Annotated in this window: 19 protein-coding genes; 12 read left to right on the top strand and 7 right to left on the bottom strand. The window is 73.8% G+C overall.

What is annotated here, in order from left to right; genetic code table 11:
- Position 1: 1 nt before the first annotated feature.
- From nadC to FB380_RS02755, 5 genes are all read left to right on the top strand, one after another.
- On the top strand, positions 2-970 hold the full coding sequence (nadC, locus tag FB380_RS02775; RefSeq protein WP_229681938.1) for a carboxylating nicotinate-nucleotide diphosphorylase: 969 nt from the start codon (positions 2-4) through the stop codon (positions 968-970).
- Positions 971-973: 3 nt separating this feature from the next.
- Positions 974-1798 carry a type III pantothenate kinase gene (locus FB380_RS02770; RefSeq protein WP_166753751.1) on the top strand — a complete coding sequence of 275 codons (825 nt, stop codon included), beginning with the start codon at positions 974-976 and terminating at the stop codon, positions 1796-1798.
- A gap of 11 nt (positions 1799-1809) precedes the next feature.
- Positions 1810-3390, top strand: coding sequence for a lysine--tRNA ligase (gene lysS / locus FB380_RS02765; RefSeq protein ID WP_188959536.1), 1581 nt, complete (start codon positions 1810-1812; stop codon positions 3388-3390).
- Between the two features lie 138 nt (positions 3391-3528).
- Positions 3529-3882, top strand: a complete 354-nt coding sequence (locus FB380_RS02760; protein ID WP_166753750.1) for a histone-like nucleoid-structuring protein Lsr2 — start codon at positions 3529-3531, stop codon at positions 3880-3882.
- 417 nt (positions 3883-4299) lie between these two features.
- The gene (locus tag FB380_RS02755; RefSeq protein ID WP_166753749.1) at positions 4300-6843 is read left to right on the top strand and encodes an ATP-dependent Clp protease ATP-binding subunit; all 2544 of its coding nucleotides are present in this window, start codon (positions 4300-4302) and stop codon (positions 6841-6843) included.
- Positions 6844-7007: 164 nt separating this feature from the next.
- Here FB380_RS02755 and FB380_RS02750 read toward each other — a convergent pair whose 3' ends face one another.
- Positions 7008-7922: an HhH-GPD family protein gene (locus FB380_RS02750; protein ID WP_166753748.1), complete on the bottom strand. Its 915-nt coding sequence runs from the start codon at positions 7920-7922 to the stop codon at positions 7008-7010.
- 184 nt (positions 7923-8106) lie between these two features.
- On the opposite strand from FB380_RS02750, the gene FB380_RS02745 reads away from it, so the two are divergent.
- Positions 8107-8808: a MucR family transcriptional regulator gene (locus FB380_RS02745; protein WP_166753747.1), complete on the top strand. Its 702-nt coding sequence runs from the start codon at positions 8107-8109 to the stop codon at positions 8806-8808.
- 385 nt (positions 8809-9193) lie between these two features.
- Here FB380_RS02745 and disA read toward each other — a convergent pair whose 3' ends face one another.
- The 3 genes from disA to FB380_RS02730 all read right to left on the bottom strand — a co-directional run bounded on the left by disA (position 9194) and on the right by FB380_RS02730 (position 12461).
- On the bottom strand, positions 9194-10276 hold the full coding sequence (gene disA, locus FB380_RS02740; RefSeq protein WP_166753746.1) for a DNA integrity scanning diadenylate cyclase DisA: 1083 nt from the start codon (positions 10274-10276) through the stop codon (positions 9194-9196).
- 128 nt (positions 10277-10404) lie between these two features.
- Positions 10405-11772: a DNA repair protein RadA gene (gene radA, locus FB380_RS02735; RefSeq protein ID WP_166753745.1), complete on the bottom strand. Its 1368-nt coding sequence runs from the start codon at positions 11770-11772 to the stop codon at positions 10405-10407.
- 44 nt (positions 11773-11816) lie between these two features.
- Positions 11817-12461, bottom strand: a complete 645-nt coding sequence (locus FB380_RS02730; RefSeq protein WP_166753744.1) for a copper chaperone PCu(A)C domain-containing protein — start codon at positions 12459-12461, stop codon at positions 11817-11819.
- Between the two features lie 102 nt (positions 12462-12563).
- Here FB380_RS02730 and FB380_RS02725 point away from each other — a divergent pair, with 102 nt between their 5' ends.
- A complete protein-coding gene (locus FB380_RS02725; protein ID WP_166753743.1) occupies positions 12564-14129 on the top strand; it encodes a cryptochrome/photolyase family protein in 1566 nt (521 codons plus the stop codon).
- Positions 14130-14171: 42 nt separating this feature from the next.
- On the opposite strand, the gene FB380_RS02720 is transcribed toward FB380_RS02725, so the two are convergent.
- Positions 14172-14978: a UbiA family prenyltransferase gene (locus FB380_RS02720; RefSeq protein ID WP_166753742.1), complete on the bottom strand. Its 807-nt coding sequence runs from the start codon at positions 14976-14978 to the stop codon at positions 14172-14174.
- A 183-nt stretch (positions 14979-15161) separates the two neighbouring features.
- Here FB380_RS02720 and FB380_RS02715 point away from each other — a divergent pair, with 183 nt between their 5' ends.
- The 5 genes from FB380_RS02715 to rlmB are packed head-to-tail and all read left to right on the top strand — an operon-like array spanning position 15162 to position 19216.
- Positions 15162-15644 carry a CarD family transcriptional regulator gene (locus FB380_RS02715; protein WP_166753741.1) on the top strand — a complete coding sequence of 161 codons (483 nt, stop codon included), beginning with the start codon at positions 15162-15164 and terminating at the stop codon, positions 15642-15644.
- A 35-nt stretch (positions 15645-15679) separates the two neighbouring features.
- Complete coding sequence (gene ispD / locus FB380_RS02710; protein ID WP_166753740.1) at positions 15680-16351, top strand: 2-C-methyl-D-erythritol 4-phosphate cytidylyltransferase; 672 nt, start codon at positions 15680-15682, stop codon at positions 16349-16351.
- Positions 16348-16857, top strand: coding sequence for a 2-C-methyl-D-erythritol 2,4-cyclodiphosphate synthase (gene ispF, locus FB380_RS02705; RefSeq protein WP_166753739.1), 510 nt, complete (start codon positions 16348-16350; stop codon positions 16855-16857). The genes ispD and ispF overlap by 4 nt, the downstream gene beginning before the upstream one ends.
- Positions 16854-18254: a cysteine--tRNA ligase gene (gene cysS, locus FB380_RS02700; RefSeq protein ID WP_166753738.1), complete on the top strand. Its 1401-nt coding sequence runs from the start codon at positions 16854-16856 to the stop codon at positions 18252-18254. Before ispF ends, cysS begins: the two co-directional genes overlap by 4 nt.
- Positions 18254-19216, top strand: coding sequence for a 23S rRNA (guanosine(2251)-2'-O)-methyltransferase RlmB (gene rlmB / locus FB380_RS02695; protein WP_166753737.1), 963 nt, complete (start codon positions 18254-18256; stop codon positions 19214-19216). The genes cysS and rlmB overlap by 1 nt, the downstream gene beginning before the upstream one ends.
- A gap of 139 nt (positions 19217-19355) precedes the next feature.
- On the opposite strand, the gene FB380_RS02690 is transcribed toward rlmB, so the two are convergent.
- Both FB380_RS02690 and FB380_RS24390 read right to left on the bottom strand, forming a co-directional pair.
- Complete coding sequence (locus tag FB380_RS02690) at positions 19356-20636, bottom strand: DUF445 domain-containing protein (RefSeq protein ID WP_166753736.1); 1281 nt, start codon at positions 20634-20636, stop codon at positions 19356-19358.
- A 125-nt stretch (positions 20637-20761) separates the two neighbouring features.
- Positions 20762-22243 carry a S1C family serine protease gene (locus tag FB380_RS24390; protein ID WP_166753735.1) on the bottom strand — a complete coding sequence of 494 codons (1482 nt, stop codon included), beginning with the start codon at positions 22241-22243 and terminating at the stop codon, positions 20762-20764.
- Positions 22244-22407: the final 164 nt, after the last annotated feature.

The following is a 22407-nucleotide window of genomic DNA, read 5'->3' as shown; positions in this document are numbered from 1 at the left end:
GGTGAGCGAGCATGACCTGGTGACCAACCCGGCTGCCCGCGCCCTGCCCACGGACCCGACCGACCTCACCGGCACGGGCCTGAGCGCCGACTGGGTCGCCGAGCTCGTCGAGCGCACGCTGACCGAGGACCTGACCGGCGGCGCCCCGCTGCCCAGCGCCCCCGACGTCGCCGTGGGCTACGACGTGACCAGCGCCGCGACCGTCCCTGGCACCCAGTTCGGGACGGCGGACCTCGTCGCCCGGGCCGACGGCGTGGTCGCCGGGCTGCCGCTGGCCGCCCGGGTGTTCACCCGACTGGCGCCCGGGGCGACGCTCACCGCCGGTGCGGCCGACGGCGACCGGGTGCGCCGCGGCGACGTGCTGCTCACCGTGCGCGGCCCGGTGCGGGCACTGCTGGCCGCGGAGCGCAGTGCGCTGAACATCGCCAGCCGGGCCAGCGGCATTGCCACCGCCACCCGCGCCTGGGTCGACGCCGTCGCCGGCACCGGTGCGGTGGTGCTGGACACCCGCAAGACCACCCCGGGGCTGCGGCCGCTGGAGAAGTACGCGGTGCGCTGCGGCGGCGGCTCGAACAAGCGGATGGGCCTCTACGACGTGGCGATGGTCAAGGACAACCACGTCGCCGCGGCCGGGTCGGTGGCCGCGGCCGTGGCGCTGGTCCGCGAGCGGGCGCCCCGGATCACCGTGCAGGTCGAGTGCGACACCCTCGCCCAGGTCGGTGAGGCGCTGGACGCCGGCGCGGACTTCCTGCTCCTGGACAACATGACCCCCGACCAGCTGCGGCAGGCCGTCGCGCTGGTGGGCGACCTGGACGTCGACCTGGAGGCCACCGGCGGGCTCACCCTCGACGTCGCGCGCGAGGTCGCCGACACCGGCATCGACTACCTCTCCGTCGGCGCGCTCACCCACTCCTCGCCGATCCTGGACCTCGCCCTCGACCTCCGGGCCCTCGACCTGCGGGCGGGCTGAGACGTGCTGCTCACCGTGGACGTCGGCAACAGCCAGACGGTGCTGGCCACCTTCGACGGCGCCCGGCGGATCGACTGCTGGCGGGTGACGACGCAGCCGCGGGCCACCGCCGACGAGCTGCACATGCTCTGGCGCGGGCTGCTGCGCGACACCGTCGTCACCGGTGTCGCCGCCTGCTCCACCGTGCCCGCGCAGCTGCCGGCGCTGCGGCAGCTGCTCGACCGGCTCGCCGTCCCGGTGACCCTGATCGGGCCGGGCGTGCGCACGGGGGTGCCGCTGCATGTGGACAACCCGCGGGAGGTGGGCGCCGACCGGGTGGTCACCGCGCTGGCCGCCCACGAGCTCTACGGCCGCCGTCCCGACGGCACCGGCCGGCCGGTCGTGGTGGTGGACTTCGGCACCTCCACCACCGTGGACGCCGTCGGCCCGGACGGGCAGTTCCTCGGCGGCGCGCTGGCCCCCGGCGTCGAGGTCAGCCTGGACGCGCTGGCCGCCCGCGCCGCGCAGCTGCGCTCGGTGGAGCTCACCGTCCCGACCCAGGCGATCGGGAAGAACACCGTCGCCGCCCTGCAGTCCGGGATGGTCCTCGGCTTCGCCGGGCTGGTCGACGGGCTGGTCGCCCGGATCGCCGCCGAACTGGTCGGGCAGTTCGGCGCCGCCCCGGTGGTCGTGGCCACCGGCGGACTGCACCGGCTGCTCGTCGACAGCTGCCGGTCCATCGGGGAGCGTGAGCCCGATCTCACCGTGCACGGCCTGCGGCTGGCCTTCGAGCGACACCAGTCCTCCGGCGGCTCCGGCGGTGGAGGGACGTCGTCCGGCCGCCCGTAGGCTCTGTTCCTGTGAGTGAGGAACCCCCACCGTCCGACGACCGCCTCGGGAGCATCGCAGCGAGGGACGAGCGAGGAGCGGACCGGGAGACGGACCAGGTCGGGAGCCCGCCCGAGGACGAACTGCCCGAGCAGCTGCGGGTCCGGCGGGCCAAGCTGGACCGGCTGCGCGAGGCCGGCGTCGACCCCTATCCGGTCACCGTCGCCCGCACCACCACCCTCGCCGAGGTGCGCGCCGCGCACCCGGACCTGGAGCCGGACACGATGACCGGCGAGCAGGTCGGCGTCACCGGGCGGGTGATCTTCTCGCGCAACACCGGCAAGCTGTGCTTCGCGACGCTGCGTGAGGGCGACACCGAGCTGCAGGTCATGCTCTCCCGCGACCGGGTCGGCGAGGAGTCCCTGGCCGCGTGGAAGTCCGACGTCGACCTCGGTGACCACGTGCTGGTCACCGGCGAGGTCGGGACGTCGCGGCGCGGGGAGCTGTCGGTCTTCGCCGACTCCTGGCAGTTGGCGGCCAAGGCACTGCGGCCGCTGCCGGTGGCGCACAAGCCGATGAGCGAGGAACTGCGCGTCCGCCGCCGCTACGTGGACCTGATCGTCCGCGACGAGGCGCGTCGCACGGTGCACCAGCGCTCCGCCGTGATGAGCACGCTGCGCTCCGGTCTGACGGCCCGTCGTTTCCTCGAGGTCGAGACGCCGATGCTGCAGACGGTGCACGGTGGTGCCACTGCGCGCCCGTTCCGCACGCACATGAACGCCTTCGACCTGGACCTCTACCTGCGCATCGCCCCCGAGTTGTTCCTCAAGCGCTGCATCGTCGGCGGGCTGGACCGGGTCTTCGAGATCAACCGCAACTTCCGGAACGAGGGCGCCGACTCCTCGCACTCCCCGGAGTTCGCGATGCTCGAGGCCTACGCCGCGTACTGGGATTACCAGGAAATGGCCCGGATGACCCAGGAACTGGTCCAGGAGTGCAGCACGGCACTGTTCGGTGACCACGTGGCCCGGCACCATGACGGAACCGAACTCGACCTCTCCGGTGAGTGGCCACAACTGTCGCTGTACACCGCGGTGTCCGAGGCGGTCGGTGAGGAGATCACCCCGCAGACGCCGGTCGAGCAGTTGCGCGCGATCGCCGAACGGCACGACATCGGCGTCGATCCCGCGTGGCTGCCCGGGAAGGTGGTCGAGGAGGTCTTCGAGGCGCTCGTCCAGGACCGGTTGCAGTCGCCGACGTTCGTCATCGACTACCCGCTGGAGACCTCACCGCTGACCCGCGCCCACCGGTCCGAGGCGGGCAAGGCCGAGAAGTGGGATCTCTACATCGGCGGCATCGAGCAGGGGACCGCCTACTCGGAGCTCGTGGACCCGGTGGTCCAGCGGGAACGCTTCACCGCCCAGGCGCTCCTGGCCGCCGCCGGGGACCCGGAGGCGATGGCGCTGGACGAGGACTTCCTCGAGGCACTGGAGTACGGGATGCCGCCCACCGGCGGTCTCGGGATCGGCATGGACCGGCTGATGATGACGCTCACCGGATTGGGGATCAGGGAGACGATCCTGTTCCCTTTGGTTCGCCCACTCAACCAATGACTCACACGTCCGAGGGCATTCAGCCGGGAATTGCCCCGGAATTCGCCTGAATGCCGGTTCTCGTGGTGCAATGGGCTCGTCGATCACGGGGGAGCAGTGACGACAGTCCACGACCCCGCAGCAACAGGAGAGAACAGAATGGCACGCAAGGTCCAGGTGATCCTGAGCGACGACCTCGACGACAGCATCTCCGCTGACGAGACGGTCACGTTCGCCCTCGATGGCACGACGTACGAGATCGACCTCTCGGACAAGAACGCCGAGGAGATGCGCGACGTGTTCGGCAAGTACATCGCGGCCGCCCGCAAGGTGAGCAGCCGCGGCACCCGGGCCTCGGGCGCCGGTCGCTCGCGGGCCACCGGTGGCGGCGGCCGGATGGACCGTGAGCAGGCCGGCGCGATCCGCGACTGGGCCCGCAGCAACGGCCACCAGGTCAGCGACCGCGGCCGCATCCCGGCCAGCGTCGTCGAGGCCTTCGAAGCCGCCCACTGATGAAGGACCCCCTTGCCCCCCACCACGAGCAAGCTCGCGGCGGGGCCCTGCAAGGGGGCCGTTCCAGCACGTCACCAGCTCGATGCAGGCTCCTGCCGAGGGGCTGGCCGAGCTGAGCGGCTGCATGGCTCTGCACGTCTGACGACCCGGCTCCCGTTCCAGGGAGCCGGGTCGTCGTGCGTCCAGGGGCGGCGTCCGCTCATGGCGTAACCGCGGCGGAACACCACTCCTGGGACGACAGTTGTCCTCATCGAGCCCCCCGCGAGGTCCGACGGCCTGGTCTCGACGCCGAGCGGGTGGTGCGAACTACAGTGGAACGACCGGTGCCCCAGCGCGCCGACGTACGTCGGGTGTCCACCGTCCCCTGCCGGGGACACGAGCACAGCAGGTCCAGCCGGTCAGAGGGAGATACAGCAGATGTTCGAACGGTTCACCGACCGAGCCCGTCGGGTGGTCGTCCTGGCCCAGGAAGAGGCCCGGATGCTCAACCACAACTACATCGGCACCGAGCACATCCTCCTGGGTCTGATCCACGAGGGTGAGGGCGTCGCTGCCAAGGCGCTGGAGTCCCTCGGCATCTCACTGGAGGGCGTCCGTCAGCAGGTCGAGGAGATCATCGGCCAGGGTCAGCAGGCCCCGTCCGGTCACATCCCCTTCACCCCGCGGGCCAAGAAGGTGCTGGAGCTCTCGCTCCGCGAGGCGCTGCAGCTCGGCCACAACTACATCGGCACCGAGCACATCCTGCTGGGCCTGATCCGCGAGGGCGAGGGCGTCGCCGCCCAGGTCCTGGTGAAGCTCGGCGCCGACCTCAACCGCGTGCGCCAGCAGGTCATCCAGCTGCTGAGCGGCTACCAGGGCAAGGAGCCGGCCGCCGCCGGTGGGCCCGCCGAGGGCACCCCGTCGACCTCGCTGGTCCTCGACCAGTTCGGCCGCAACCTCACCCAGGCCGCCCGCGACGGCAAGCTCGACCCGGTCATCGGCCGGGCCAAGGAGATCGAGCGGGTCATGCAGGTGCTGTCCCGCCGCACCAAGAACAACCCGGTGCTGATCGGCGAGCCCGGCGTCGGCAAGACGGCGGCCGTCGAGGGCCTGGCCCAGGCGATCGTCAAGGGCGAGGTGCCCGAGACGCTGAAGGACAAGCAGCTCTACACCCTCGACCTCGGCGCGCTGGTCGCCGGTTCCCGCTACCGCGGTGACTTCGAGGAGCGGCTGAAGAAGGTCCTCAAGGAGATCCGCACCCGTGGCGACATCATCCTGTTCATCGACGAGATCCACACCCTCGTCGGGGCGGGCGCTGCCGAGGGCGCGATCGACGCCGCGAGCATCCTCAAGCCGATGCTGGCCCGTGGTGAGCTGCAGACCATCGGCGCCACGACGCTGGACGAGTACCGCAAGCACCTGGAGAAGGACGCCGCTCTCGAGCGCCGCTTCCAGCCCATCCAGGTCAGCGAGCCGACCCTCGCCCACACCATCGAGATCCTCAAGGGCCTGCGGGACCGCTACGAGGCGCACCACCGGATCAGCATCACCGACGGCGCCCTGGTCGCCGCCGCGACGCTGGCCGACCGGTACATCTCCGACCGCTTCCTCCCGGACAAGGCGATCGACCTGATCGACGAGGCCGGCGCCCGGATGCGGATCAAGCGGATGACCGCCCCGCCGGACCTGCGCGAGTTCGACGACCGGATCGCGGCCATCCGTCGCGAGAAGGAGTCGGCCATCGACGGGCAGGACTTCGAGAAGGCCGCGTCTCTCCGCGACAAGGAGAAGCAGCTGCTGGGCGAGAAGTCCGAGCGCGAGAAGCAGTGGAAGGCCGGCGACATGGACGTCGTCGCCGAGGTCGACGACGAGCAGATCGCCGAGGTCCTCGCCAACTGGACCGGCATCCCGGTCTTCAAGCTGACCGAGGAGGAGACCACCCGGCTGCTCCGCATGGAGGACGAGCTCCACAAGCGGATCATCGGCCAGGAAGAGGCCATCAAGAGCGTCAGCCAGGCGATCCGGCGCACGCGGGCGGGCCTCAAGGACCCCCGTCGTCCCGGTGGCTCGTTCATCTTCGCCGGCCCCTCGGGTGTCGGTAAGACCGAGCTGGCCAAGGCGCTCGCGCAGTTCCTCTTCGGCGAGGACGACGCGCTCATCCAGATCGACATGGGCGAGTTCCACGACAAGTTCACCGTGTCGCGGCTCGTCGGTGCCCCTCCCGGCTACGTCGGCTACGACGAGGGTGGCCAGCTGACCGAGAAGGTGCGGCGCAAGCCGTTCTCGGTGGTCCTCTTCGACGAGATCGAGAAGGCGCACGCCGATGTCTTCAACACGCTGCTGCAGGTGCTGGAGGACGGCCGGCTGACCGACGGCCAGGGCCGGATCGTGGACTTCAAGAACACGATCCTGATCCTGACCACGAACCTCGGGACGCGGGACATCTCCAAGGCCGTCGGCCTCGGCTTCCAGGCCGGGAACGACAGCACCAGCAACTACGAGCGGATGAAGCTCAAGGTCAACGAGGAGCTCAAGCAGCACTTCCGGCCGGAGTTCCTCAACCGCATCGACGACATCGTCGTGTTCCACCAGCTGACCGAGAACGAGATCATCCACATCGTGGACCTCATGCTCAACCGGCTGGAGACGCAGCTGTCGAACAAGGACATGTCGCTCGAGGTCACGCCGGCGGCGAAGAAGCTGCTCGCCGCCCGCGGCTTCGACCCCGTGCTGGGTGCCCGGCCGCTGCGCCGCACGATCCAGCGCGAGATCGAGGACACGCTGTCGGAGAAGATCCTCTACGGCGAGATCGCCTCCGGGCAGATCATCGTGGTGGACGTCGAGGAGGACGCCGACCCGACGGCCTCGCGCTTCACCTTCCGCGGTGAGGCCAAGCCGATCGACATGCCCGACACCCCGCCGGTCGCGCTCACGGGCGCCGACGGCGAGGACGAGGGCCCGGCCGCCGCACAGGCCGAGTGATCGACGGCCCCGTCGCCTGACGGGGTCGGGACGAGGGCCGCTCTCCGCATCGCGGAGGGCGGCCCTTCGTCGTCGCACCCGCCCGGGGCGACCTCGGCGACGATCGGGTCACCTGTCGGAGGCGGGACGGCCACCGGGCCTGCGGGGCCGGAGGGCTGGACGCCTCAGCCGGGGAGGCAGAACCGGCCGTCCGGGGTCTGCTCGACCAGCCCGTCCACCAGCAGGGAGTCCAGGCAGCGCGAGCGCTGCACGGCGTCGTCCCAGGCCGGCGTCAGGGCATCGGCCTCGACCGGCTCCGAGGCGGCCCGCAGCACGTCGAGCAGCCGGCCGCGGACCTGGCGGTCGGTGCCGGCGAACTTCTGCACCCGGCGGGCCGGGCCGTCGTACGCCGGTGCCCCGGCCAGCCGCCACGCGCACCGATCGGACACCGGGCAGGCGCCGCAGCGCGGCGTGCCGGAGACGCAGACCAGGGCCCCGAGCTCCATGACCGCCACGGAGAACCGCACCGCGCGGGCGTCGTCGTCCGGCGCCAGCGCCGCGATGTCGGTCAGGTCCGACGCCCGCGCGGGCGCCGCCTCGGCCCGCCCGTGCACCAGCCGTGCCACGACCCGCCGCACGTTCGTGTCCACGACGGGCTGGCGGCTGCCGTGGCCGAAGCAGGCGACCGCCCGGGCGGTGTAGGTGCCGATGCCCGGCAGGGCCTCCAGCTCGGCCACGTCGGCGGGCACGACGCCGCCGTGGCGTTCGGTGATGGCGACGGCGGCCTCCCGTAGCCGCAGGGCCCGCCGCGGGTAGCCGAGCTTGCCCCAGGCCCGGATGACCTCGGCCGGGCTGGCGGACGCCAGGTCGGCCGCGGCGGGCCAGCGGGCCAGCCACTCCCGCCAGACCGGCTCCACCCGGCGCACCGGCGTCTGCTGGAGCATGACCTCGCTGACCAGCACCGCCCACGGGTCGGTGCCGGGGGCGCGCCACGGGAGGTCCCGGGCAGCGCCGGCGTACCAGTCCACGAGGACGTCGCCGACGGCGTCCCCGGCGGCAGTGGGGTCCTGGCGCGCGACGTCGGGCGGGGTGGTGCTCACGGGGACCCAGTCTGCCCGGGCTCAGGAACACCCCGTCGTGGCAGTCCCAAACGAACCGGTCCGGCACTCTGCGTGACCACCCGCCGGGTCGGCTCCCGGCTGGCACGCCTCCGAGGCGATGGGCCTCTCCGGATGAGGGCGTGGCGCTCGGTCGGGGACCGGTTCGGCGGTTAGCGTCGCCGACGTGCTGCACCCGGTCGGCCCGTTGCCCGCTGTCGTCTACTGGCGGCGGCGGCTCCTGGTCCTCGGCTGCGCGGTGGGCGTGCTCGGTGGTGGGGGCTGGCTGGGCGCCGCAGCTGCCACCGGGTCGCCGGAGGAGGACGCCGTGGTCAGCGCCCCTGACGGCGGCTCGGCACCGGCGCCCGCCCTGGACCAGGTCGTGCCGTCGCTGGTGGCGGTGCAGCTCCCGTCGCCCCCGCCGACGGCCGTACCGGCCGAGGATCCGGAGGAGCAGGACCCGGAGCAGCCGCCGGCCGAGTCGCTGCCCGTGGACGGCGGGCCCTGCAGCAACGACATGATCGGCGTCGAGGTGCGACCCACCCCGGCCAGCAGCCCGGTGGGCAGCAAGCCGACGTTCGACCTGGTGGTCACCAACGTCTCGCCGGTCTCCTGTGTCCGGTCGCTGGACAAGGGACTGCAGGAGATCGTGATGGTCGACGGGTCGGGCACCCGGGTCTGGGGCAGCAACGACTGCTTCCCCGAGGAGACGACGGACCCGCGGACGCTGCAGCCGGGGGAGTCCGTCGTCTTCCCGGTGGTGTGGGGCGGGCTCAGCAGCACGCCGGGGTGCACCGCCGAGCGCACCCCGCCGGCGCCGGGGGACTACCGACTGCGCGGTCGGCTGGACACGGCCACGAGCCCGGACGCCACCTTCACCCTGACCTGAGGCAGGCCCTCGACCCCCTCGACCTCGCCCCCCGGGGACGAGTCGCGGGATGGGCCTGGGTGGCCCCCTTGGAGCCCTTGCCCGCTCAGGCCCCTCAGGACGACGCCTGAGGGGCGCGCGGCCCTGCTGCAGGCCGCTCGGGGCCGGCGAGCGGAGGCTCCCTGTCCTCCCGTGCCGCGCGAGCTGGCGGCGAGCTCCGGGACGGGGCTGCTCAGCGGTGGCGCCGCGGGACGGGGCTGCTCAGCGGTGGCGCCGCGGGACGGGGCTGCTCAGCGGTGGCGCCGCGGGACGGGGCCGCTCAGCGACAGGGCCTCGGGACGGGGCCGGTCAGCGGTGGCACTCCGGGACGGGGCTGCTCAGCGGTAGGGCTCCGGGACGAGGCTGCTCAGCTGTAGCGGTCGAGGATCGAGGTCTCGGCGAGCCGGGACAGCCCCTCCCGGATGCCGCGCGCCCGCGCCTCACCGACGCCCTCCACCGCCAGGAGGTCCTCGATGGTCGCCGCGAGCAGCTTCTGCAGCCCACCGAAGTGCGCCACCAGCCGGTCGATGATGCCCGCCGGCAGCCGGGGGACCCGGGCCAGCAGCCGGTAGCCGCGCGGGCTCACCGGGGAGTCCAGGGCGTCGGGGGAGGTGGGGAGCCCGTAGCAGCGGGCGACGGCGGAGAGGTCGAGCAGCTCGGTGGCCGACAGGGCACGCAGGTCGGAGAGGACCTCCTCGCCGGAACGGTCCCGGCGCCCGCTCGGCAGGTAGTCGCGGACCAGCAGGCCGCGGTCCTCCTCGACGCCGGCGAGCATCTCGTCCAGCTGCAGCGCGAGCAGCCGGCCGTCGGTGCCCAGCTCGACGACGAAGCCCTCGATCTCGTCGGCGATCCGCCGCACCATCTCCAGGCGCTGGCTGACGCTCATCGCGTCACGGACCGTCACGAGGTCCTCGATCTCCAGCGCGGACAGCGTGCTCGCCACCTCGTCGAGCCGGAGCTTGTAGCGCTCGAGGGCGGCGAGGGCCTGGTTGGCGCGCGCCAGGATGGTCGTGGGGTGCTCGAGGGTGTACCGCCGGCCGGCCACGTACACCGAGATGATGTGCATCGACTGGCTCACGGAGATGACCGGGAACCCGGTCTGCAGTGCCACGCGCTCGGCGGTGCGGTGCCGCGTGCCGGACTCCTCGGTGGGGATCGTCGGGTCGGGCATCAGGTGCACACCGGCCCGGACGATCCGGGTGCCGTCGTAGGAGACGATCACCGCGCCGTCCATCTTGGCCAGCTCCCGGAGCCGGGTGGCCGACAGTGCGACGTCGAGGGCGAAGCCGCCCGTGCAGAGGGACTCGACGACACGGTCGTAGCCCAGGACGATCAGCGCGCCGGTACGGCCGGCCAGGATCCGCTCCAGACCGTCCCGGAGGGCGGTGCCGGGGGCGATCCGGCCGAGCAGTTCCCGCAGCGCAGCCTCGGGGTCCACAGCGGGGGACACGAACGCTCCTGACGGTCGGGCGGTACGGCGGCCGATCCTACGGGTCGGAGGGGCGGGGTCGGTCAGCACGGGTCCCCCGTCAGGGCGTACGCCCGGCGGCGGTCGCGCTGTGTCACGACGGCCCGGCGTCACCACATCCGGGCGAAGGCCGCTCCCAGGTCGGGCACCTCGATCAGCCGGAGGCCCCGCGGCGCGGGGCCGGACTCCTGCGGCACCAGCGCAGCGGTGTACCCCTGTCGCGCCGCCTCGGCCAGCCGCCGCCCGGTTCCCCCCACCCGCCGGATCTCCCCGGACAGCCCGACCTCACCGATGGCGACCAGGCCTGCGGGCAGCGGCCGGTCCTTCGACGCCGAGGCGATCGCCAGGGCCAGTGACAGGTCAGCGGCGGGTTCGGCGATCCGCACACCCCCGACGGAGGCGGCGAAGACGTCGGCATCGGCCAGCCGGACCCCACCGCGCCGCTCGACGACTGCGTTGATCATGGCGATCCGCTGGGAGTCCAGCCCGCTGACCGCGCGGCGCGGCGAACCACCGCCGCCGGCGGTCGCCACCAGGGCCTGCACCTCGGCCAGCAGCGGCCGGCTGCCCTCCATCGTCACCGTCACGCAGCTGCCCGGCACCGGTGCCGACCGACGGGAGACGAACAGGTGCGAGGGGTCGGGGACGCCGACGACACCGCCGTCGCCGATCTCGAAGCAGCCGATCTCGTCGGCCGGGCCGAAACGGTTCTTGGTGGCCCGGACCAGGCGCAGCGTCGAGTGCCGTTCGCCGTCGAAGGAGACCACCACGTCGACCAGGTGCTCCAGCGCCCGCGGCCCGGCGATCGCGCCGTCCTTGGTGACGTGGCCGACCAGGATGGTGGTCATGTTGCGGTTCCTGGCCACCGCGCTGAGCGCGCTGGCCACGGCGCGCACCTGGGTGGCCCCGCCGTCGGTGCCGTCGACGGCGGGGGACCGCACGGTCTGGACGCTGTCGAGCACGAGCAGGGTGGGCTGCACGTCCTCCACGTGGGCGAGCACGGCGGACAGCTCGGTCTCGGCGGCCAGGTAGAGCTGGTCGTGGAGGGCGCCGATCCGCTCGGCCCGCAGCCGGACCTGCGCCGCGGACTCCTCGCCGGAGACGACCAGGGTCGGGCCGTTGGCCGCGGCCACCCGGTGGGCGACCTCCAGGAGGAGCGTGGACTTGCCGACGCCGGGCTCGCCGGCCACCAGCAGGACCGCGCCGGGCACCAGGCCGCCACCGAGCACACGGTCGAACTCCGCGATGCCGGTGGGCACCGCCCGGGCGCCGGCGAGCTCCACCTGCCCGATCGGGCGCGCCTTGGCGCTGACCGGACCGGCGGAGACGGCGCGCAGGGGAGAGGCGACGGCGCCGACCTCCTGGACGCTGCCCCAGGTCTGGCACTCCGGGCAGCGGCCGACCCACTTCGCCGAGGCGTAGCCGCACTCGGAGCAACGATGGGCGGGACGGGAGGACTTCACACCGGATGCTGGCACGCCGTCATGGTGACGGCGGGGTACGACAGTCCGGGGGAGGGCGCTCAGCCCTCGCTGTCGGCCGACTCCTGCTCGCGGGCCTCCTGGCCCGAGCTCTCCTCCACGGAGCCCTCCTCGCCGGAGACCTCTTCCTCACCGTGGAAGTCGAACTCCTCACCACGCGGCAGGTCGCGGGTGGGCACCCCGACGGGGACCGGGAGGGTGATCTCGCCGGCCTCCTCGAAGGTGAAGGTCACGTCGATGGCCTCACCCGGCCCGATGTCCTCGGTGAGGCCCACCAGCGCGACCGTGGGGCCCTGGCCGCTGCTCAGGTACACGATGCCGTTGGGGGGCACGGTGATGCCCAGGTCGCCGGAGCCGCCGGCGTCCGCGGCCGGCTCGGCGGCGTCCGGGTCGATGACCTCGACGCTGTCGAAGGCCTCGCCCTCGATGGACACCAGGGTGTCCTCGTCGGAGCTCGTGCTGGCGATCGCGCCCACCAGCCGGGCGTCGCTCCCGCTGGCGTACTGCCCGCCGGTCGGGTACGGCAGGGACAGCGCCCGCAGCCGCACGTCCCCCAGGTCGGCCTGGTTGCCCGCGTTCGGCTCCTGGGTCGAGGTCTGCGTGACCTGCCCGGCGCTGCAGGCGGTGAGCGCGATCGGGGAGAGCAGCAGGACACCCATCACGGCAGCGCGCGGTGCGCGGTTCACAGCGTCGACCTCCAGAGACGTGCCGGCCACCGAGGACGCCGGTGGCACGAGTCGCGGAGAGCGTAACCGGCACCCCAGGATGTCCGCTGGGAGGTGAGGGCCGTGGCGGCAGGTGCCGAGGGTGACCTCGCGGGCTCCGGCGACCCTGCGCTCGCCGACTTCCCAGCTCAGGCCCCGGACACCCGCCGCTGGTGCTTCGCCGACCAGCTCGGGCCGCACTTCCTTGACGCGCCGGACCAGCCCGTGCTGCTCGTCGAGTCGCGGGGCGTCTTCCGCCGCCGCCGTTTCCACCGGCAGAAGGCGCACCTGCTGCTGTCGGCCCTCCGGCACCGTGCGGCCGAGCTCGGTGACCAGGCGGTCTTCCTGCAGACCGACACCTACGCCGAGGCGCTGGACCGGGTCCGGGAGCCCCTGTCGGTGTGCGCGCCGACGACCTGGCCGGCGCGTGACCTCGTGCTCCGCCGTCCCGGCGTCACGGTGCTGGAGGCCCGGGGCTTCGTGACCCGGCAGGCGGACTTCCGCCGCTGGGCGGAGGGCCGGTCCCGGCAGCGCCTGCTGATGGACGACTTCTACCGGGTGGCCCGGCGGGTGCACGACGTCCTGATGGACGGCGCGGAGCCCGCCGGCGGCACCTGGAACCTCGACCACGACAACCGGCAGCCCCCGCCGGCCGACGGCCGGGTCGACGCACCGCCGCCCTGGTGGCCGGTGGAGGACGAGATCGACGAGCAGGTCCGGGCCGACCTCGACGCCTGGGAGGCCGCCGGGGACGTCTCCTTCGTCGGCGACGACGGCCCGCGGCTGTTCCCGGTCACCCACGCCGGGACCCAGGCGCGCCTGGAGGACTTCCTCACCCACCGGCTGCGCGCCTTCGGGCCGCACGAGGACGCGATGCTCAGCGGTGACCCGTGGCTGGCCCACTCGATGCTGTCGGCGTCGCTGAACCTCGGGCTGGTCGACCCCGCCGACGTGGTGCACCGCGCCGACGCCGCCTGGCGGGAGTCCGTCGCGGCCGGTGACCCGCTGCCGCTGAACTCCGTCGAGGGCTTCGTCCGCCAGGTGATGGGCTGGCGGGACTGGATATGGCACCTGTACTGGCAGCTGGGCCGCGACTACCGGCACGGCAACGCCCTGGAGGCCCACGAGGAGGTCCCCGGCTGGATGGGCGAGCTGGAGGCCGAGGCGGTCGGCGCGAACTGCCTGTCCTCGGTGCTGTCCGACGTCCGCGAGCGCGGCTGGGTGCACCACATCCCACGGCTGATGGTGCTGGGCAACTACGCCCTACAGCGCGGCATCGAGCCGCTGGCGATCACCGACTGGTTCCACCGGATGTTCCTCGACGGCTACGACTGGGTGATGGTCGCCAACGTCGTCGGGATGAGCCAGCACGCGGACGGCGGGGTGCTCGCGACCAAGCCCTACGCCGCCGGTGGCGCCTACATCGACCGGATGAGCGACTACTGCGGTGGCTGCCGGTACGACCCGAAGAAGCGGATCGGCGAGGACGCCTGCCCGTTCACCGCCGGGTACTGGGCGTTCCTGGAGCGGAACCGGGAGCGGCTGGCCGACAACCGGCGGATGCGTCAGCCGTTGGCCGGCCTGGGGCGGCTCAAGGACCTGGACGCTGTCGTCGAGCAGGAGCGGCTGCGCGGTACCGACTCGCCCTGAGGTGACCTGCGGCCCTCTTGCGGGGGGAAGGAGGGTCCTCCATCAGGTGATCGCCGCGCCGCCGGCCAGCAGCAGGGCGACGTCGAGCACGGTCAGCAGCAGCACCGCCGGGAAGGCCAGCCGGCGCGCCCGGGGGCTGCCGGCGAGGGCGGCGACGACCACGGCCGGCGCGGCGAACGCGCAGGCCAGCCACCCGAGGGTGCTCGGCGGGCCGGGTGGCCCCAGCACCAGCAGCAGGGTGGCGGCGCCGAGCAGCACCGCGCCGGCGACCGCGGAGGGCACCGCCCCGACCCGGTGCGGCAGGCCGCGGACGCCGGTGGCCAGGTCGTCGTCGACGTCGGGGGCCACGTTGGCGACGTGCGCCGCGCCGCCGAGCGCCGCACCGGCCGCGACCAGCCACCACGGTGCGACCGGACCGCCCGGTGCCGCGGCGACCACGCCGGCGGGGAGTGCGCCGAAGCCGGTCAGGTAGGGGAGCGGGGACAGCGCGGTGCGCTTGAGGCCGGCGTCGTAGGCCAGCCCGCTGGCGACCAGCACGAGCAGCAGGAGGCCGGGCACGACGCCCAGCGCGAAGGACGTGACGACGGCGACGGCGACGGCGGCGGCCGTCGCCCGGCGCAGCAGCGTCGGGGTGAGCAGGCCCTGGACGACGGGCTTGTCGATCCGGCCGACGGCCCGGTCACGGTCGGCGTCGAGCCAGTCGTTGCACCACCCGATCGAGGCCTGCCCGGCCAGCACCGCGATCCCGAGCAGCGCCGTCCGCCCCGCGGGGACGCCGGCGGCGACGGCGAGCAGGACGGCGACCGTGGTGACCGCGACCGTCGGTTCGAAGTGGGTCGCGCGGGCCATCGCCGCAGCGGTCGCGAACGGCCCGGAGGGGTGCCTGACGCCCTCCGACTGCACACCGACCACCTCCTGTCAACCCCGCGCTGACCTCGGTCAAGCCCCTGACCTGCACTTTTGTCGCACTCTGCCGAGCCGGAGGGCATTCTTCCGTGCTAACCTGGGGTGAGCGAAAGGGGTCACATACACATGGGCTTCACTGTTGGCGAGACCGTTGTCTACCCGCACCACGGCGCGGCGCTCATCGAGGCGATCGAGCAGCGCACCATCAAGGGCGTCGAGAAGTCGTACCTCGTGCTCAAGGTCGCCCAGGGCGACCTGACCGTCCGTGTGCCGGCCGACAACGCCGAGATCGTGGGCGTCCGTGACGTCGTCGGTCAGGACGGCCTGAACAAGGTCTTCGAGGTGCTGCGCGCCCCGCACACCGAGGAGCCGACCAACTGGTCGCGGCGCTACAAGGCCAACCTCGAGAAGCTGGCCTCCGGTGACGTGAACAAGGTCGCCGAGGTCGTGCGTGACCTCTGGCGTCGCGACAAGGACCGTGGCCTCTCCGCCGGGGAGAAGCGCATGCTCTCCAAGGCGCGGCAGATCCTGGTCAGCGAGCTCGCGCTCGCCGAGGGCACCAACGAGGACAAGGCCGAGGTCCTCCTCGACGAGGTGCTGGCCTCCTGAGCCAGCCCCACCCCCGCACCACCCAGACCACTCCCGTGCACGCTGTCGGCATCGTCGCAGCGGCCGGGAGTGGTCTACGTCTGGGGGCAGAGCTGCCCAAGGCCCTGGTGCCCCTGGGCGGTCGGCCGCTGGTCTGCTGGGCGGTCGACTCGCTGCGCGCCGGCGGGGTCGACCAGGTCGTGGTCGCCGTCCCGGCGCCCCAGGAGGCGGCCTTCACCGCCGTCCTCCCCGACGACGTGCACGTCGTGGTCGGCGGGGACACCCGCACCGCGTCGGTCCGGGCCGCCTTCGCCGCGGCCCGGGAGCACGCCGACGCCGTGCTGGTCCATGACGCCGCGCGGCCGCTGACCCCGCCCGACCTCGTCGCCCGGGTGCTGGCCGCCCTCGCCGGAGGTGCCCGCGCCGTCGTCCCGGTGCTGCCCGTCGTCGACACCACCGTGCAGGTGGACGCCGACGGCGTGGTGACCGCCGACGTGCCCCGCGCGCCGCTGCGCCGGGTGCAGACGCCGCAGGGCTTCGACCGGGCCACGCTGGTGGCCGCCTACGCCGCCGCGCAGGGTGCCGCGGCCGAGTTCACCGACGACGCCTCGGTGGTCCGGGCGGCCGGGGTGGCGGTGCACACCGTGCCCGGTGACGAGCGCGCAGCCAAGATCACCGTCGCGCACGACCTGCGGATGGCCGAGCTGCAGACGGGGGTGCCCCGGTGAGCCCGGAGCTGCCCCGCGTCGGCATCGGCACCGACGTGCACCCGATCGAGGCCGGGCGTGCCTGCTGGCTGGCCGGGTTGGAGTGGCCGGGTGCCGACGGCTGCGCGGGGCACTCCGACGGCGACGTCGTCGCCCACGCCCTGACCGACGCGGTGCTGTCCGCGGCGGGCCACGGTGACATCGGTGGGCTGCTGGGCACCGACGACCCCCGCTGGGCCGGCGCCCGCGGTGCCGCTGTCCTGGAGCACGTCCGCGAGGTGCTGGCCGCGGCCGGCTGGACGATCGGGAACGCGAGCGTGCAGCTGATCGGGAACACGCCCAAGGTCGGGCCCCGCCGCGCCGAGGCCCAGGCGGCGCTGTCCGCGGCGCTCGGTGCACCGGTCAGCCTGACCGCGACCACCACCGACGGGCTGGGCCTCACCGGGCGCGGCGAGGGCCGGGCCGCGGTGGCCACCGCGCTGGTGGTCCGGAGCACGCCCGGCGCGCCCGTAGAATCGACCCGGTGAGCCTCCGCCTGTACGACACGGCCGCCCGCGCCGTGCGTGACTTCACGCCCCTGCGTGCAGGACAGGTCTCCATGTACGTCTGTGGCCTGACCGTGCAGGGCCCGCCGCACATCGGCCACGTCCGGTTCGCGCTCGCCTTCGACGTGCTGCGCCGCTGGCTGCTGCACCGCGGCGACGAGGTCACCTACGTCCGCAACGTCACCGACGTCGACGACAAGATCCTCACCAAGGCCGCGGCGGCCGGTGTCCCGTGGTGGGCCTGGGCGTACGAGAACGAGCGCGCCGCCACCCGCGCCTACGAGGTGCTGGGCACGCTGCCGCCCACCTACGAGCCGCGGGCGACCGGGCACGTGCCGGAGATGGTCGAGCTGATCGAGCGGCTCATCGCCGGCGGGCACGCCTACGACGTCGACGGCGACGTGTACTTCGACGTCCGCTCGTTCCCCGGCTACGGGGAGCTCACCGGCCAGAAGCTCGGCGACCTCCAGCCGGCCGCGGACACCGAGACCGACGAGCGCAAGCGCGACCCCCGGGACTTCGCGCTGTGGAAGTCGGCCAAGGCCGGCGACCCGGCCACCGCCTCCTGGCCGACCCCCTGGGGGCGCGGGCGCCCGGGCTGGCACCTGGAGTGCTCGGCGATGGCCGAGAAGTACCTCGGCCGGGAGTTCGACGTCCACGGTGGTGGGCTGGACCTGCGCTTCCCGCACCACGAGAACGAGCGGGCCCAGTCGCAGGCCGCCGGTGACCCGTTCGCCCGGTACTGGCTGCACAACGGCTGGGTGACCATGGGCGGCGAGAAGATGAGCAAGTCGCTGGGCAACACCGCGCTGGTCGACGAGGTCGTCCAGCGCGTGCGCCCGGTGGAGCTGCGCTACTACCTGGTGGCCCCGCACTACCGCAGCACGATCGAGTTCACCGAGGCCTCGCTGCAGGAGGCCGGGGTCGCCTACCGGCGGCTGGAGTCCTTCGTCCGGCGTGCGGCCGAGGTGGTGGGGGCCGACGCGGGCAAGCCGGTGCTCCCCACCGAGTTCACCGACGCCCTGGACGACGACCTGAGCACCCCGGCTGCCGTCGCGGTGGTCCACGAGGTCGTCACCCAGGGCAACAGCGCGCTGGCCGCCGACGACGCCGAGGCGCTCGCCGCCGCGCTGGGCGCGGTCCGGGCGATGCTCGGGGTGCTCGGTCTCGACCCGCTCGACCCGCAGTGGGCCGACGCCGGCGGCGACCGCCGCCTGGCCGAGGCCACCGACGGCCTGGTCGCGCTGGCGCTGGAGCAGCGCACCGCGGCCCGGGCCCGCAAGGACTACGCGTCAGCTGACGCGATCCGGAACCAGCTCGGCGCCCTGGGCGTGCAGGTCGAGGACACCCCCCAGGGCACACGATGGGAGCTGACCTGATGGCCGGCAACAGTCAACGGCGGGGCCGCTCGGCCGGCGCCGGCAAGAAGACCGCGACGTCGGGCACCGGCGGCAAGAACCGCCGGTCGCTGGCCGGCCGGGGCGCCACCCCGAAGGCCACGGACCGACCGCACCACCCTGCGTACAAGGCGGCGAAGGCCGCTGCGGCCCGCCAGGACAACCGGCAGCGGGTGCAGCGGCGCAACGCCGAGGCCCCCGAGCTGCTGCTGGGCCGCAACCCGGTGCTGGAGGCGCTGCGGGCCAGCATCCCGGCGACCGCGCTCTACGTCGTCACCGGTGACACGAGCCGCGGCGGGACCGACGAGCGGATCGCCGAGTCGGTGCAGCTGGCCGCCGACCGCGGGCTGCCGCTGCTCGAGGTGGGCAAGGCCGAGTTCGACCGGATGAGCGACCACGCGCTGCACCAGGGCATCGGCCTGATGGTGCCGCCCTACGACTACGCGCACCCGGACGACCTGCTGGACATCGCCCGCGACTCCGGCCGCCCGCCGCTGGTCGTGGCGCTGGACGGCGTCACCGACCCCCGCAACCTGGGCGCGGTCATCCGCTCGGCTGCGGCCTTCGACGCCCACGGTCTCGTCGTGCCCGAGCGCCGCGCGGTGGGCATGACCGGCTCGGCCTGGCGGACCAGCGCCGGCGCGGCGGCCCGGCTGCGGGTGGCCCGAGCCGTCAACCTGGGCCGCAGCCTGGCCTCCTACCAGGAGGCGGGCCTGCAGACCGTCGGCCTGGCTGCCGACGGCGACATGGGCATCCACGAGTACGACGGGTTCGCCGACCCGGTCGCGCTGGTCGTCGGGGCCGAGGGCACCGGGCTGTCCCGGCTGGTCCGGGAGCGCTGCGACGTCGTCCTGTCCATCCCGATCACCAAGGACACCGAGTCGCTGAACGTCAGCGTCGCGGCCGGCATCGCGCTGTACGCCGCGGCCTCCGCCCGTCGCTGACCGCCCGGCCGGTCCTGCTGGGCAGGGCCGGCCGGCGGCGTTCCCCGGCCCGGCCGGCGGGTGAGCCGCGTCCACGGCGGGGGAGCCGTGCCACGACGCGGCCCGACGGTCGCGGGGGCGGCTCACCCCCGGGCGGTGGTCAGCCGAGCAGCTGGGCGACGGTGTAGATCACCAGGCCGGCCAGGCCACCCACGACCGTGCCGTTGACCCGGATCCACTGCAGGTCACGGCCGACCTGGAGCTCGATCCGCCGGCTGGTCTCCTCGGTGTCCCAGCGGGCCACCGTGGTGCCCACCAGGTCGGCGACGTCGCCGGAGAACCGCTCGACGGCGTACCCCGCGGCCCGCTGGGACTGCCGCTGCACCAGCTCGCGCACCGTCGGGTCGGTCTGCAGCAGCTGCGCACCGGAGCGGATCAGCCCGACCATCCGCGCCCGCAGCTCGGAGTCGGGGTCGGCCGCGGCGGTGACGACGGCGTTCTTCGCGGTGCTCCACAGCGAGCCCGACCAGGTGCGCACCGCCGGGTGGTCCAGCAGCTCCTCCTTGAACCGCTCGACCCGGGCCGCGGCCTCCGGGTCGGTGCGCAGCGTGTGCACGTAGGCCCGCAGCCGCTTGTCGTAGCTGCGGCGCAGCTCGTGCCGGGGGTCCTCGCCGACCTCGGCGAGGAAGCCCTGGAGCAGGTCGAACACCCGGTCGAACACCCGGTCGTCGACCCAGTCGGGCACCCAGGCGGGGGAGGCGTCGCCGAGCCGGGTGCGGAAGACCAGCCGGTTGTCGGCCAGGAAGTTGGCGAGCCCGGTGAGCGCCGCGGAGAGCACCTCCTGGTGCCGGTCGCCGTCGACGACGAGCTCGATGCCGCGGGCCACGGCCGGTGCGGCGGGCGTCTCGCGGAGCTTGCGGTCGACCAGGGCGGCGACGGCGGGCTGCAGCTCGTCGTCCTTGAGCAGGTCGGTCAGCCCGCCGAGGGCGGCGCCGGCGTCCCCGGCCAGGCGCTCGGCCCGACCGGGGGCGGCCAGGAAGGCGCCCAGCCGGCCGGGCACGTCGACGGTGGCCAGCCGCTCGTCCACGACCGTCCGGGTGAGGAAGTTCTCCCGGACGAAGGTGCCCAGGCTGGTACCGATCTGGTCCTTCTTGCGCGGGATGATCGCGGTGTGCGGGATCGGCAGCCGCAGCGGGTGCCGGAACAGGGCGGTGACGGCGAACCAGTCGGCCAGCGCGCCCACCATGGACGCCTCCGCGGTCGCCCGGACGTACCCGACCCAGCTGCCCGCCTCCTCGCCCAGCAGCACGCAGCCGAGGAAGACCAGGGCGGCGAGCAGGAACAGCCCGGTGGCCAGCCGTTTCATCTTGGCCAGGTCACGGGCGCGCTGCGGGTCGTCGAGCGACTCGGCCAGCGGGGTGGTCAGCTGGGGTCCGGACACCCGGCCGAGCCTAGGCCTCGCCGGCGCGGCGCCCGGTGCCGGACGTGCGACGACCCCGGGGCCGAGGGGGTCGGCACCGGGGTCGTCGGTGAGGGGAGGTGGGCCCCCGCAGAGGGGGGCCTCGCTCACTCCGAGGTCTCGTCGAGGGTGACGTCGACCTCGGTGCTGTCCCCGCCGCGGCGGACGGTCAGGGTGATCTCGTCGCCGGGCTGGGCGCTGCGGATCGCGGCGGTCAGCTCGGTGGAGGTGGTGATCGGCCGGTCGCCGACCGCGGTGATCACGTCACCCGCCTGCAGGCCCGCGTCGGCGGCGGCGGAGCCCTCGGAGACCGTGGCCACCTGGGCGCCCTGCCCGACGGCGGAGCCGGCGTCGGCCGCGGTGCGGGCACTGACCCCGAGCAGGGCGTGCGTCGCCGAGCCGGTGTCGATGATCTGCTCGGCGATCCGCTGCGCGGTGTTCGACGGGATGGCGAACCCGACGCCGATGTTCCCGCTGGTCGTCTCCTGGCCCGGCAGGCCGGTGCTGGCGACCGAGGCGATCGCGGTGTTGATCCCGATGACCTCGCCGTCGGCGTTGACCAGCGCACCGCCGGAGTTGCCCGGGTTGATCGCCGCGTCGGTCTGCAGGGCGTCGATCACCGTGTTCTCGTCCTGGGTCGCCCCGGCCTGCACGGCCCGGTTGGTGGCGCTGATGATCCCGTCGGTGACCGTGTTGGTCAGGCCCAGCGGCGCACCGATGGCGACCGCGAGGTCGCCGACCTGGACGGCGTCGGAGTCGGCGAAGACCGCCGGGGTCAGCCCGCCGGCGTCGGAGAGCTTGACCACCGCGAGGTCGTTGCTCGGGTCCGTGCCGACGACGGTCGCGTCGTAGACGGTCCCGTCGGAGGTGCGCACCTGCACGGTCACGTCGTTCGTGCTGCTGTCCAGGCTCACCACGTGGTTGTTGGTGAGGACGTAGCCGTCCTCGGACAGGACGACTCCGGAGCCCGACCCCGCGCCGGCGGCGGCGCTCACGTAGAGAGTGACGACGCTGGGGGCCGCTGCGGCGGCCGCGGCGGTCGTGCTGGTGGCCTTCTCGGCGTCCTTGATGACGACGGGCTGGGTGGTCGCGCCGCTGGCGGTGACCACGGTGTCCACGTCGCTCAGCGCGACCACGCCGGCGCCCGCGCCGCCACCGATCAGTGCGCCGGCCACCAGCCCGGCCACGCCCAGCCGCCAGCGCCCGGTCCGCCGCGCCGACGCGGGCTGCGGGCCGTAGGCCGGCTGCGGGAAGGCCTGGGTCGGGAAGGTCGGGGCCTGGAAGGCGGGGGGCACGGCGCCGGCCGACGCGGTCGAGCCCGGACCGGACGGGTACCCCGGGGTGCCGTAGCCGGCCGGCGGCCACGGCTGGTGCGCCGCGGGGGGCCCGGCCGCGAACGACCGGGTGGCCGACGGCTGCTCCGCCGTACCGGCGGTCGGGAACTGCTCGGTCGGTGCACTCGCGGACTGCCCGGAGCCGGGGGTCGGGTGGGTGGACGCCGGGCGGCTCTGCTGTGGCGCCCAGCCGGGACCGGCGCTGCGGTCGGTGCCGGAGCCCGTCTCGTCGGCGGGGCGGTTCTGCTCACTCACGGGAAGTCCCTCCTCACGGCAGGACCTCCCCGCCGCGCAAGGACCACTGTGCGCCCTCGGACTGGCCCGTGACTGGTGGTCAGCTGTGAATCGGCTGGACGTCGCTCCTCGGCGGCGCGACACCCCGGGGCCGCGCCGCGCCGTCGCCAGGGGTGATCAAGCAC

This window comes from Modestobacter marinus, from assembly GCF_011758655.1.
Lineage (GTDB): Bacteria > Actinomycetota > Actinomycetes > Mycobacteriales > Geodermatophilaceae > Modestobacter > Modestobacter marinus.
Note: the sequence above shows the minus strand (reverse complement) of the source record. Positions and strands in the feature narration are given on the sequence as shown.